The sequence below is a fragment of the Silvanigrella sp. genome (assembly GCF_044369315.1).
Classification (GTDB): domain Bacteria; phylum Bdellovibrionota_B; class Oligoflexia; order Silvanigrellales; family Silvanigrellaceae; genus Silvanigrella.
In genome coordinates this window covers 1-11,798 of record NZ_JBIPMD010000087.1, presented here as the reverse complement: position 1 = coordinate 11,798, position 11,798 = coordinate 1, and the positions used below count along the sequence as shown (strand labels likewise).

At 30.6% G+C, this 11,798-nt stretch carries 12 protein-coding genes and 1 pseudogene; 10 read left to right on the top strand and 3 right to left on the bottom strand.

Translation table 11 applies throughout. The features are described 5' to 3' along the window. A partial coding sequence (locus tag ACIQ56_RS08805) for an HU family DNA-binding protein (RefSeq protein ID WP_397600697.1) occupies positions 1-252 on the top strand: 252 nt, incomplete at its 5' end. Next, entirely contained in the window at positions 249-1,337 is a 1,089-nt protein-coding gene (locus ACIQ56_RS08800) for a mandelate racemase/muconate lactonizing enzyme family protein (protein WP_397600696.1), read from the top strand. The genes ACIQ56_RS08805 and ACIQ56_RS08800, both read left to right, overlap by 4 nt. Here ACIQ56_RS08800 and ACIQ56_RS08795 read toward each other — a convergent pair. After that, positions 1,325-1,450 carry a hypothetical protein gene (locus tag ACIQ56_RS08795; protein ID WP_397600695.1) on the bottom strand — a complete coding sequence of 42 codons (126 nt, stop codon included), beginning with the start codon at positions 1,448-1,450 and terminating at the stop codon, positions 1,325-1,327. The two genes, ACIQ56_RS08800 and ACIQ56_RS08795, sit on opposite strands and share 13 nt — an antisense overlap. Here ACIQ56_RS08795 and ACIQ56_RS08790 point away from each other — a divergent pair. Together ACIQ56_RS08790 and ACIQ56_RS08785 are read left to right on the top strand one after the other, a co-directional pair. Beyond that, positions 1,392-1,520: an isochorismatase family protein gene (locus ACIQ56_RS08790; protein WP_397600699.1), complete on the top strand. Its 129-nt coding sequence runs from the start codon at positions 1,392-1,394 to the stop codon at positions 1,518-1,520. The two genes, ACIQ56_RS08795 and ACIQ56_RS08790, sit on opposite strands and share 59 nt — an antisense overlap. A 133-nt stretch (positions 1,521-1,653) precedes the next feature. After that, positions 1,654-2,376 (top strand): hypothetical protein, encoded by a 723-nt coding sequence (locus ACIQ56_RS08785; protein ID WP_397600694.1) that lies wholly within the window; start codon positions 1,654-1,656, stop codon positions 2,374-2,376. Between the two features lie 97 nt (positions 2,377-2,473). Here ACIQ56_RS08785 and ACIQ56_RS08780 read toward each other — a convergent pair whose 3' ends face one another. Beyond that, positions 2,474-3,970 carry a hypothetical protein gene (locus ACIQ56_RS08780; RefSeq protein WP_397600693.1) on the bottom strand — a complete coding sequence of 499 codons (1,497 nt, stop codon included), beginning with the start codon at positions 3,968-3,970 and terminating at the stop codon, positions 2,474-2,476. 337 nt (positions 3,971-4,307) lie between these two features. Here ACIQ56_RS08780 and ACIQ56_RS08775 point away from each other — a divergent pair, with 337 nt between their 5' ends. Both ACIQ56_RS08775 and ACIQ56_RS08770 read left to right on the top strand, forming a co-directional pair. Continuing rightward, positions 4,308-7,373, top strand: a complete 3,066-nt coding sequence (locus tag ACIQ56_RS08775) for a hypothetical protein (RefSeq protein WP_397600692.1) — start codon at positions 4,308-4,310, stop codon at positions 7,371-7,373. Between the two features lie 104 nt (positions 7,374-7,477). Continuing rightward, the gene (locus ACIQ56_RS08770; RefSeq protein ID WP_397600691.1) at positions 7,478-7,924 is read left to right on the top strand and encodes an acyl-CoA thioesterase; all 447 of its coding nucleotides are present in this window, start codon (positions 7,478-7,480) and stop codon (positions 7,922-7,924) included. A 10-nt stretch (positions 7,925-7,934) separates the two neighbouring features. Here ACIQ56_RS08770 and ACIQ56_RS08765 read toward each other — a convergent pair whose 3' ends face one another. Further along, on the bottom strand, positions 7,935-9,035 hold the full coding sequence (locus tag ACIQ56_RS08765) for a protoglobin domain-containing protein (RefSeq protein WP_397600698.1): 1,101 nt from the start codon (positions 9,033-9,035) through the stop codon (positions 7,935-7,937). 425 nt (positions 9,036-9,460) lie between these two features. Between ACIQ56_RS08765 and ACIQ56_RS08760 the strand changes: the two genes are divergently transcribed. The 4 genes and pseudogenes from ACIQ56_RS08760 (at position 9,461) to ACIQ56_RS08745 (ending at position 11,739) form a co-directional block, all read left to right on the top strand. Then, the gene (locus ACIQ56_RS08760; RefSeq protein ID WP_397600690.1) at positions 9,461-10,105 is read left to right on the top strand and encodes a hypothetical protein; all 645 of its coding nucleotides are present in this window, start codon (positions 9,461-9,463) and stop codon (positions 10,103-10,105) included. Between the two features lie 10 nt (positions 10,106-10,115). After that, positions 10,116-10,849: pseudogene (locus tag ACIQ56_RS08755) on the top strand (MBL fold metallo-hydrolase). A gap of 14 nt (positions 10,850-10,863) precedes the next feature. Next, positions 10,864-11,238 (top strand): methyl-accepting chemotaxis protein, encoded by a 375-nt coding sequence (locus tag ACIQ56_RS08750; RefSeq protein ID WP_397600689.1) that lies wholly within the window; start codon positions 10,864-10,866, stop codon positions 11,236-11,238. A 30-nt stretch (positions 11,239-11,268) separates the two neighbouring features. After that, complete coding sequence (locus tag ACIQ56_RS08745; protein WP_397600688.1) at positions 11,269-11,739, top strand: Hpt domain-containing protein; 471 nt, start codon at positions 11,269-11,271, stop codon at positions 11,737-11,739. The last annotated feature ends 59 nt before the right edge of the window (positions 11,740-11,798 follow it).

Sequence of the window (11,798 nt, the reverse complement as noted above, 5' to 3'; positions counted from 1 at the left end):
TCTTCAAAGGCAGATGTTACTTCCCCTCAAGCTGAAGAACTTATCAATATGTTTTTTGATACGATTTCTGAAGCTCTTACAGAGGATGGCCGTGTAGAAATTCGCGGTTTTGGCGCTTTTACTGTGCGCAAATATAAATCTTATGATGGTCGCAACCCAAAAACAGGAGAAAGAATTGAGGTTCCAGAAAAGAAACTTCCATTTTGGAAAACAGGACTTGAACTTCGTCAACGTGTGGATGGTTTAGGTTGAAAATTGTTGATGTCAAAATCGGCAAAATTAAAATTCCTCTAAAAAGGCCTTTTAAAACGGCTTTAAGAACGGTTTATTTTGCTGAAGACATCATTGTAAAATTAATTACCCAATCCGGGTTAATTGGTTTTGGTAGTGCTGCTCCTACTTTTGCGATTACGGGTGACTCCCTCGACTCCATTTCTTCTTGTATACTTAATGAACTCAAACCCAAAATAATAGGTCTTGAACTTACAAATATCGAAAGTATTATGAGTAAGCTTCATGCATCTATTGTGAATAATACCTCTGCTTTATCTGCTATAGATATGGCTATCTATGATCTTTATGCTCAATCTTTAAATTTACCTCTTTATAAACTTTTTGGTGGTTATCGTAATCTTGTTTTTACATCGGTAACAATTAGTGCCAACCCTCCCGATGTTATGGTTGCAGACGCGCTTGTCGCTTTAGAAGATGGCTTTTCCGACTTAAAATTAAAACTTGGGGTAGATCCCATTTATGATATTGATCGTGTAAAAGCAGTTCGTGCTGCTGTAGGAAATCTAATTAAAATAAGTGTCGATGCAAACCAGGCTTGGGGAGCTAAAGAGTCTGTGCGCATGATAAATAAATTAGAGCATTTGGGTTTAAACATTGAATTTGTTGAACAACCTGTAAAAGCAAAACACATCGAAGATCTTTTATTTGTTACTCAAAACGTAACAACAGATATTTTAGCAGACGAATCTGTTTTTTCTCCCTACGATGCCTTTCAAATATGTAAACAAAAAGCAGCCGATCTCATCAATATCAAATTGGCTAAAGCAGGTGGTTTTTACCAAGCAACAAAAATATTAAATTTAGCGGAATCGGCGGGTATAGAGTGTTTAATGGGTTGTATGTTAGAAAGCCAAGTCGCTGTGACGGCAGCTGCTCATTTTGCGGCAGCAAAAAAATCGATTGTTCGTTGTGATTTAGATCCTCCCGCCTTGCTAGCAGAAAATCCTGTCATTGGTGGTGTTTCTTTAGATGGAAATGTATTGACTCTTAACGAAACAGCTGGTCTTGGAATTAAAGATATTATAGGTGTTCAATATTTATAAATTGATATTTTAAATAATTTATTTATTTGTACTGATGAAAATTTAGCAAATGCAATCCGTGGAACTGGAAAAAGAAATTTAGTCATTTCTGGTGTTACAACAGATGTATGCATGGTTCCTTCTGTAATCAGTGCAGTAAATGAAGGATTTAAAGTCCATATGCGAATTAAATTTTTTCATTAATTTTATTTATATCTTTTTTTATAAGAATAAGATTAAATCATTTATTATTTTTGTAAATAAATTTAAATTTGTTTTTTAAATTTTTTCCTTTACAATTTATTGGTTATAAAATCATTTTTGGAAAGGAATAATTATGTTCAGTTTTTTATCTAAAAGTTTTATTTTTTCAATTTTAATTTCGTTTATGACATTGTTCAACTTCGCTTTTGCGGCAAGCCAATCCGCTAGTTCCCAAATAATAAACTTAGCCAATAATACATCAAACCAAAGTCTATATGTAGTTGGAGTCAATGCAAATATCGCTGTGTGGAATCCAATTTTATTACAATTGAGTGATTATGGTTATTTAGGAGGCTGGTCTTTAAAAATGGTTGCATTTGATAATGTAGGAACCCTCTGGAGTGTAGGATTTAATGGAGATGTTGGAAAGTGGAATGGAAAATCTTGGGATGGTCAGGGATACATGGGTGGATGGACGTTAAAATCCATAGCATTTGATAAAAACGGAACTCTATGGGGTGTTGGCGCTCATAGCAATGTTGGAAAATGGAATGGAAAATCTTGGGACGATCAAGGTTATATGGGCGGAGCGTTTATCAATATGATCGCCTTTGATCAAAATGGAACCCCTTGGTGCGTTGGAGTGAATGGTAATATAGGAAAGTGGAATGGAACGTCATGGGATGACCAAGGACACATGGGTGGTTGGTATGTTAAAATGATCGCTTTCGATAATGCTGGTTCTCTTTGGACGGTTGGTGTTGGCAGCAATGTTGGTAAGTGGAATGGAAGATCTTGGGATGATCAAGGATTTATAGGTACTTGGCATTTAAATTGGATTACTTGGGCGAATTAGTATTTTAAGTTAACAATTTCAGGACAAGCCTGTAAATGGTATTTTAAAAAATGAGAATTTTAAATTCAAAAGAATTAAAAAATTTACGTTCTATTTATTAAAAATAAAACGTAAAAGTTCCTTTTGCATTCATAGGGGAAACCATACGGTTGTAACCAGCAAATGGGCATTCAAATTCGGCGGTGAATTCAGCAGGAATTCTATAAGGTAACCCACTTACTTTTGTGCCAATAGAAGCAGAATAATATTGTTCATAACCATGATCGGGGTGCATTGCGGATTCTCCTAAATAAAACTGATCTCCAACGGTATATATAGGTTGTCCATTTAAATAAGATTTCGCAGCAATATTATATTTAGCTTGTGTGTATAAACCAGACCATTTTAGACTCTCAGAAATATTTCCAAGTCCCCATGCTGCTTGTAAAAATCCAATATGGTGAAGACCTTTTCTTGAAAAGGTAAGGGTGTTACCTTGCCCGTCACCGCCTGATGCGGTTGGATCTGCCGTGTTTGAAGAAGTATTATCAAGCATACTTGTTCTTGTTAAATCAGCTTTTGTTAGAGAATATTCCGCAACGTGTTGCCAACTTAAAATAACTCCTGGAACAACAACATAGTCTAAGTTCCAACGAAGAATGGCATCGTAAGTACCACCACCAGTAATTAAAGTACCATCACCACCTGTTGCTCTCATAGCTGTTACGATATTAAATTTTCCTGTTGGAATACGAAGCCCGCCACCTAAAGAAAAATATAAAGGAACATGTCTTAATGGAGATTCCTCTGAAATAATACTCCATAAAACCCCAACTTGAATATCTCCTAAACCTGTTGCTCCATTTGTTGGTTGTGAAGCCGTTAATAAAATATTTCGAATTTGATCTTTAATAGGACTAGCAGAAGTAATATTTATTGTTTCACCGGTAGGTAAAGTGATTGGCAATGAAAACGTATTTGGAATAGAACCACCATTATTAATATAATTGGCACAACTTGCTTGAGTTGTGTTGTTTCCGCATAAAGTGCCGCTGCTTACTTGAGAGAGTTTTGAAGAAAGATCGTTTAATACGTGATTATAATATTTTTGATATAATTCCGAGTTTGCTGCTACTGTATTTCCATTCATGCCAAGTTGATAGGAAGTAACAAAAGGAATTCCCACTCCTAAAGAAACAGAATTAGAAAGTCCATATTGAATTTGAGCGCCTGTTATCCAGCGTTTATAGGTTAAACCATTATCCACTTGACTCCCATTGCTGTCGAATCCCTGGTTTCCAAAACTATAAACAAGCGCGGTATCTATTTTAAAAATTCCTTTAGGTAAGGTTTTTCCTGTGGGTAGTACAGCGTATTTTGGGGCACTGTACCCTTTTTCGCCAAGACCTCCCGCAACATCTTGGGTAGGATCTATTTTTTCCTGATGATTTTTTTGTTCTTCATTTTGTACTAACAAAATTTCTTTATTTAATGCTTTATCTTGGGCGTTTGCATTTAGATATAAAGCAGAGCTTAATATAGCAAAAAGAGGAAAAGTTTTATTCATTTTGTTTAAAATGGGTGAAGTAAAAAATTTATTTTTAAAATTGAGCATATATGTCCCTCTAAATGCTTTTAATTAAGTATCATATTATCTAGGTGGCAAGCCTACCATTTTAAATTAGAGAGAGGATAGGTAAATACAATAAAATTCTTAGCATCATAAAACTTTTTATGCAACTCGAACAATTTTTTTTTGAGACTTGCCAAAATTAATATTAAAGTATACTTATAGCAATAAGCCAACTATTAAAGAGTCTTAGAGAGAGATGAAGGGTTGGAGCGGAGTATATTAGAGGAACTCCTCGCAATACAATTTTAAAAATTATAATCAAAGAGTAATTTTAGTGCTCTATTGATTTTCTATGTCTAATTTAAGAGGTATCTTTAATATGATAAAACGCCGTATTGTTTATTCAGCATCAAGTCTTTTATCAGTCTTGTCCATTGTCGGATGTAACTTTAAAGGCAATACGGATATGCAGACAGATAGTAAAATAAATTGTGCTAAATGGGATGCATTTGCAAATCAAGTTGGAATTCAAACTTGTGATCAAGCGGTTGCTGCTACAAATAAAAGTGGAATAGTCGAATATTTAAAACAGGCACCAATTCATTTTAATCCCAGTGGCGACAAGTATGATGACGTTACAAATTTAGTTGAAAAATATATAAAAGAAATGGCACCAAAAACGCAAGCAAGTGAAATTGTCAGCGTGAAAAAACTTGCCGATGTTTTAAAAGAATCTGGGTTTAAAGAACATACTTCGAATAAAGATAAAATCATTTCTATTCCGTATTTTGAACGTGATGTTACCGACGAGAGTGGCAAAGTAACTGTTCCTGGTTCTTATAAAGATTTAAGTGCAATTGATACTTTAAGTGGATTAAATGATGATTCTAAATTTAAAATTTATTCTACTGAAGAAGGTATTGTTCACCCTGAAACATATGCTGAAGGAACAGCATATGTTCTAACTTATAAACTTAATGGTTCCGATCAAAAATATTCCGCTATTGTTACAGTACCAGATAACGTACCAAGTAATGAAAAGTTACCTTTAATTATGTATGCACATGGTGGTGATGCTGGCCTTTCTTTTAGAAATATGGCAACCACTTTACAAAATAATTTATCCAAAGGAATTGTTGCGGCTCCAAGTTTTCCTGGAGAACCCATTTGTTCTATTACAACCATTGGTGGTTCTGTAAAAAATAACTTTATAAGAAGTTGCGGCGATGCTTCTGGAAACACCATAAATCCTGCTATAAATCCAGAAGGCGAAAAATCACCTTTAGATAATGATGTAAATGCTTTTTTAGGGTTGCATAATGCGATTTTAAAGTTTTATTTAAAAGATAATAATAAATTAATGAAAGTTGAAAAAGCAATAAAAACAGGTTTAATAGATTCTGATTTTAGTAATGGATTAAAAAACCTTGATTTTTATTTACCATTTACTGATGATCAACCGATGAACGCATTTGTTAATAATTTTGCAGGACCTAAAACAATTGGGGTATCAGATAGTCGTGGTGGCTCTACATTATTAGCGGCTGTTGGTAGTTCTGGTGTATTATTAAAAAGTGTTTTTTCAGTTGGCTTAGATAAATTAGATATGGATAATCTTTTTTTTCCTCCATTATTTAGTTCTGCCGCTTTATTTTATTCACCTTCATCTTTATTAGTGGGCAGTTTTAGAATTATCACTCAAAATTTAATTAGTGGTAATATTTATGACACAAGCGCTTTAAATGCTTTGCCTATGATTCCCGATCTTAAAAAGAATAAATATTTTACAGATTATATTAAAACTCCTGTTGGACAAGATAAAGATCAATTAAATAATTTGGTAAGCTGGGTTGCTTCATCAGATATTACTTATCTTGCACCATATACTTCTGTAGCGATGCAAAATTGGAGTGTTTCTTTACCTTTTATTGGAAAATTATTTTCATTAAAAATGGGAATGATAGATGATGAAATGAAAACAATTTTAAATAAAGAATTTGGGAAATTTTATCAAAAAGCAAGTATTGATAAACTACCAGATGGTAAAGATAATTCAATTAAGTATCTATTCAACTATTTAGCTAAAATTAGTACTAATGATATTTCAAATGATAATTCAAATAAGTCATTAATAAATTATATTTTTGAAGCGTCAAATAAATCTATCGATCCAAGTTCTGCTAAATGCAATATCATGTCAAATTTAAAGGCAGGCGCAAAAACAGATTGTTCAATTGCAAATATTTTAGATAAAGGGGAAGAGGGGTTCAATTTACCCAAGTTAGACTCCTTCAAAAATATATTAGAAAATATGGTTGATGGTGATAAAGGCTTAAAAGTTCTTTTTGGTCCTGCTCAAGATAAATCGGCAGCTATTTTAAACTTAATGACAACTTTAAAGGGTACAGATTCAAAATTATTAACAAATTATTTAGTTGTACTTTCTTTATCTGCTTTAAAGGGACAAGATTCTTCTATTCAGCTTACACCTTCTGCTAAATTGGCAGAAATTGGTTCAGCTATTAAATTAATTACAGATAATCAAGCTTTAATTGCAGAACAAAAACCAATTTTAGAAAAATCTCTTAAGGCAATTCAAGAAAATATTTTATCTTATAGAAAAACAGCTCCTGGCTCCATTATCTTTATGCATTCAACGCAAGATTCCGTGGTACCTTACACTCAATCGGTTATAGCTAAATCAGCGATGGATAAGGTATTTGATGTTGTTTATGGTGAACAAAAACTTGCGAAAAATCCTTTAACAAGTTTTCAAGTGCCTGCTCTTGGATCTCAATTATTTGCATTTCAGCCTGACAATAGTTTTTATGCAGTTAATTTAGGTGATAAAACCTCAGACGGAAATATTTGTGAAGAAAGAAGTTATGATGGTTCTTTCGCAACAAATTATAATCCGATAGTAAAAAAATGTTTTGGCAATCATGCTTTATCTAAATCTGGAGATGGTCTTCTTTCTCATGGAGACTCTGCTGTTCGGACAAGTCGTTTGATTAGTGTATCATTGCTAGGTTCAAATTTTGCAAATGCCAAGGTAACGATTTCAAATGCGTTACTTTATGGGAATCAAACGTTTAATCCAGAAAATAAAAAACCTGTTACAGCTTTACAAAGCAATATTAAAACACAATTTGTTGAATTTAATAAGTTTTATAATTTGGTGAACAAAGTAGATAATTTTTATTCTACTGATTTACCATACAAACTTGAAAATAAAGTTACTGGAATATGTTATTTAATGAATGCCGATTCAAATACAAATATTCCTTTGTTTAATAGAACTCTATTACAAGATGCAGCCTTTCAAAAAGAAGCAATTGTAAATGGAAAATATGATGCGACTGCTCAGAAAAATACTTTAACACCAACCGATATCTTTACTCTTTGGATGGATAGCTCTGCAAAAGAATCATCAAAAAGTAGATAATTAACCTTTCTTAAAAAAACACCTCTTAATCTAGAAGAGGTGTTTTTTTATACAAATTCTGTTAACTTAAAATTATTTTTTATTCCTTTGCAATGAGGTTATGAATGGAAAATTTTTTTGATGAATATATTAAAGTAAATATAGAACAAAATGTTGTTTGGGGTGAAATGGATGCGTTCCAACATATAAACAATACGGTTTATTTTCGTTACTTTGAAAATGTTCGTCTCGAATATTTTCATAAAATAAATTTGTTTGAAATTATGAAAAATGAGGGAATAGGTCCTGTTTTAGCATCAACGCAATGCCGTTTTAAAATTCCTTTAACTTTTCCTGACAAAATTCATATTGGCACTAAGGTGTTTGAATTAGGTGAAGATTATTATCTTATGAAATATTCTATTTATAGCCATCAATATGAAAAAATAGTTGCAGAGGGCGAAGGTAAAATTGTTTCATTTTCATTTGCTGAAAAGAAGAAAAGTAAGCATCCAAAACAACTGTATGAAAATATTTTAGCATTAGAGGGAAATCAGATAGTAAAAAAATAATTTCTTTCCTTCAACTCGGAATCCCTAAAATTTCATAGTTTTCTTCTAAGAATTTCTTTAAGAGGTCTGAAATCATACAACAAGATATGGAAAAAAATTCTTTGGCATTAAATTTCTCATTTTTTTCTTTTTCTAACAATTCTAGCTCTAAATTATGAATTAAGGTCGTAATATTTGCTAAAGAAAAACGGCTAAAATAATTTCGGTATTCATATAATATATTTTTTCCTAGAGTAATATCATCGCAGTCTAATAGTGTAACATTTTTAAGTGCAATGTCTTTTAGCATAAGATCAAACTCATCACGTTTTTTGATAATTTCAAGGATAGTTAAATTTTTGGTATGATACTCTTCTAAAAATTTTTGTTTTTTAATATGCTCTGTAATATCGCTCATGCAAATGATAATTTTTTGAGGTTTTTTATTGATATCTAAAATAGGTGTATAGCTCATTTTTATTGTCTTATTTTTTACTTCAATTGTTGATGGTAGCATATTAAAAATAGATTCCATATTAAAAATATTTTCAAAATATTGTTTAACTGATAAAATGAAAATATCTTTTTTGCTTACTTGAAATTCATCAAAAATTTCTACGATACTCCTTCCAGAAATATCGGTATTAAAAATATTAAGACAGGATTTTGAAACCACATCGCTTATCATTAAATCTTTATTAATAACGAAATAACAGTCTTGAATATTGTCAAGAATTTCTTTCATTTTTGTTTTTTCATCAAATAATTTTTTTTCTATAAAAGTATAATAAGTGTTTACCGTAAAATAAATTTCAATAAATAATAAATCGCTTGTTATAGATTGAGCTTCAAATAATTCAATGACATCGGTAAATTTATTTTGCCATAATTTATTTAGTATTGAATTTAAATTCCCAAGTGAAGCTAAATAGGAATCATTAGGAATTGATCTTAAATAATGCAGATAACCAATTTTAATTTTTTCTCTATAATACTCAATATTAAATGGACCAGAAAAAATATATTCAAAGTATTTTTGATTTAATTTCATAAGGCGATCTATTTCAGCATGACCTTTAAAATATTTTTTAATCCTGTCATTATTTAAATTGTATTCATAAAATTCTTTTATTATATGTTCTATATTTTCTTTAATTATTGGAGCTAATTTTTTTGCTTTGTTTTTTTTGATTCATCAAATTTTAAAGCAAACTCGAGATCTTCAATTTTGTTATTTAAAAAATACTCTTTTGTAAATAAATTAAAATCTTCTGAATCAAACATAGTGATTCTTCTTTCTTAAGAAATATCATGTTTAAAGATAATTCCCATGATATCATTTTTTTTTATAATGCTTTTACATAGAAATTTATTTGACATGTCTTCATAATATTTTTAAAAACGAAATATTATTAGAGTGTTGTAAACGAGAGGAATCGATTTTACTCTACTTAAATTTTACCCAGTTGTTTTTTGACATACAAAAAGCACGTCATTTAATAAAAAACCTATTTTTACGACATAGAAAGAGAAAAATTTTTAGAAATAAAGGCTTCTATGGCGAATTTTGAAAGTAACTTAAAATTATTATTTAATATTTTAGCAGACTTACGTCAGGAGTTTAATTATTTAAATGTCGAAGCTGAAAATTTAAATGAAATCGCAATGAATGCGGCGGTAACGGCTGGGCAAACGGGAAAATCGATTCGAGTTTATACCGAAATTTCAAATCATATTGCTCTTTCCTCAAAAAAAATGAAAAATTTTATTCATAAAAATAGAAATGAAGTTAATTCAATTTTAAATTTAACTCTAAAAATATTGTCGAATGATATGATGAATAATAAATATCATTTGGTAAATAGAAGCAAATCTTTAAAGGATAATGTATTATTTATTGATGAAAAAATAAAATTATTAAGAAAAGTCGAATATAAGACAATAAAAGAATTGATTACCCATGTTTATCAAACGAAAACTTTTTTAAAATCAATTTTGCAACTCCAATATAAATTGTTTGGAGTTTATAATTGTTTACTTATAGAAGCAATTCAGCTTGAAGGATCTTCTTACTCAGCAATTAAAACTTTGAGCGAAAGTTTATATCATTCATTTGAAATTACAATATCATCTATAGATAAATTATTTTTAATTTTAAAAAAAATATCACGTTTAGTCAAAGTGATTAGTTTAAATTATTAAATGAGGAATTATGCTTACAAAAATTCTTTATGAAGATAATCATTGCAAATGGGTTATGTTTGGACGTGACCCACAAAAGAAAAACAGTGTTATTGATACCAATGAATATGCTATTATTGTAAATAATGAAGCTATTTTATTAGATCCAGGTGGAATTGAAATTTTTCCAGCAGTTTTAACTGCCATCTCAGAAATATTAGACGTAAAAAATATCAAAGCTTATTTATGCAGTCATCAAGATCCTGACATTATGTCTTCTCTTCAATTGTGGCTTGGCTTAACCCCTGATGCAAAGGTTTATTTATCTTGGCTTTGGGAGGGATTTATAGCTCATTTTGGTGGTGAATATGTAAAAAATTTTGTTTCGTTACCAGATGAAGGGGGCCTTTGGAATTTAATCAAAAAAGATTTGAATTTGTTCCTGCTCACTATTGCCATTCTTCTGGTAATTTTCATCTTTTTGACCCGGATTCAAAAATATTTTTTTCTGGTGATATGGGAGCTGCTTTAGTTCCTGTGGATTATCCAACAATAGTCGAAGATTTTAAAGAACACATAAAATATATGGAAAAATTTCATCAAAGATGGATGCCTTCTAATGAAGCCAAAAATAGATGGGTTAATCGTGTTCGAAAATTAAATCCAAAAATGCTTTGTCCACAGCATGGCGCTGTCTTTACGGGTGAAAATGTTCAAAAATTTTTAAATTGGATTGAAGAATTAGAAGTAGGAAAAGCTAAATAAATGAGGAAATAGTTATGACTGGAGCAGCTTTGTCAGATGAAAATAAATTAGATGTTATTTTAACTAATTTTATGGCTTCTGAAAAAAATGTAGAAGAGCTTTCTATTGCTTTAAATAAAATTGAAAAAATGGTCTTTACCGTTCGTGATATTTCTACAAAAACCGATCTTTTATCCTTAAATGCATCGATAGAAGCGGTACGCGCAGGGCAGTCTGGAAAAGGATTTGCTGTGGTGGCAGATGAGGTTGCGCGGCTTGCAGAAAAGACACAAGACTCTATCTCTGAAATTGAAACGGCTGTGGATTCCTTTAAAGATGGTTTTGAAAATTTAAGAGATTTTTTAATTAAAACAAAAGAGCTGATAAAAATATCAATGGAAAAAAAGTAATATAAACACTTTCATATTTATGGAAATAATATGGAATTTCATGAAGAGCTTATACAAATATTTAATGAAGAAGTAACCGATCTTATTGAACGGAGTCGCAACTCATTAGATAATTTTTTATTATCTGGAAATAAAATTGAAAAATTTAAAGATGTTTTAAGAGTTATTCATACTATCAAAGGAAATTCAGGCACAATTGGCTATAATGATATTCGAAAATATGCTCATGATTTAGAAACCACACTTTTAGAATTTAAAGATAATGAAAATAATGTAGACAAAAATGCGATTGATAAAATTATTAAGTTTTTTGATTATATTGAAAGTTTCATATCAGGTGAAGTAGTTACTCCTTACATAGAACAAGATCCTACTTTAGAAAAAAAATATTTTGAAATATTTGAAAAAGTAGATGTCAATGTTGAAAAAAAAGAAATAGAAATTTTTTCTAAAAGTGAAGAAAAACAAAATCATATCGCTTTGTGTCCTCCCAATAAGTGATTTTTACAAAGCATAAATCCAGAATTAAATCTCCTTTTGAGGAGGAGATTTAAATGGAG

Bases quoted from the DNA above. Each gene is read 5' to 3' on its own strand.
- ACIQ56_RS08780 (WP_397600693.1), bottom strand. From the start codon at position 3,970: ATGCTCAATTTTAAAAATAAATTTTTTACTTCACCCATTTTAAACAAA.
- ACIQ56_RS08770 (WP_397600691.1), top strand. From the start codon at position 7,478: ATGGAAAATTTTTTTGATGAATATATTAAAGTAAATATAGAACAAAAT.
- ACIQ56_RS08785 (WP_397600694.1), top strand. From the start codon at position 1,654: ATGTTCAGTTTTTTATCTAAAAGTTTTATTTTTTCAATTTTAATTTCG.
- ACIQ56_RS08775 (WP_397600692.1), top strand. From the start codon at position 4,308: ATGATAAAACGCCGTATTGTTTATTCAGCATCAAGTCTTTTATCAGTC.
- ACIQ56_RS08750 (WP_397600689.1), top strand. From the start codon at position 10,864: ATGACTGGAGCAGCTTTGTCAGATGAAAATAAATTAGATGTTATTTTA.
- ACIQ56_RS08745 (WP_397600688.1), top strand. From the start codon at position 11,269: ATGGAATTTCATGAAGAGCTTATACAAATATTTAATGAAGAAGTAACC.
- ACIQ56_RS08760 (WP_397600690.1), top strand. From the start codon at position 9,461: ATGGCGAATTTTGAAAGTAACTTAAAATTATTATTTAATATTTTAGCA.
- ACIQ56_RS08795 (WP_397600695.1), bottom strand. From the start codon at position 1,450: ATGCATACATCTGTTGTAACACCAGAAATGACTAAATTTCTTTTTCCA.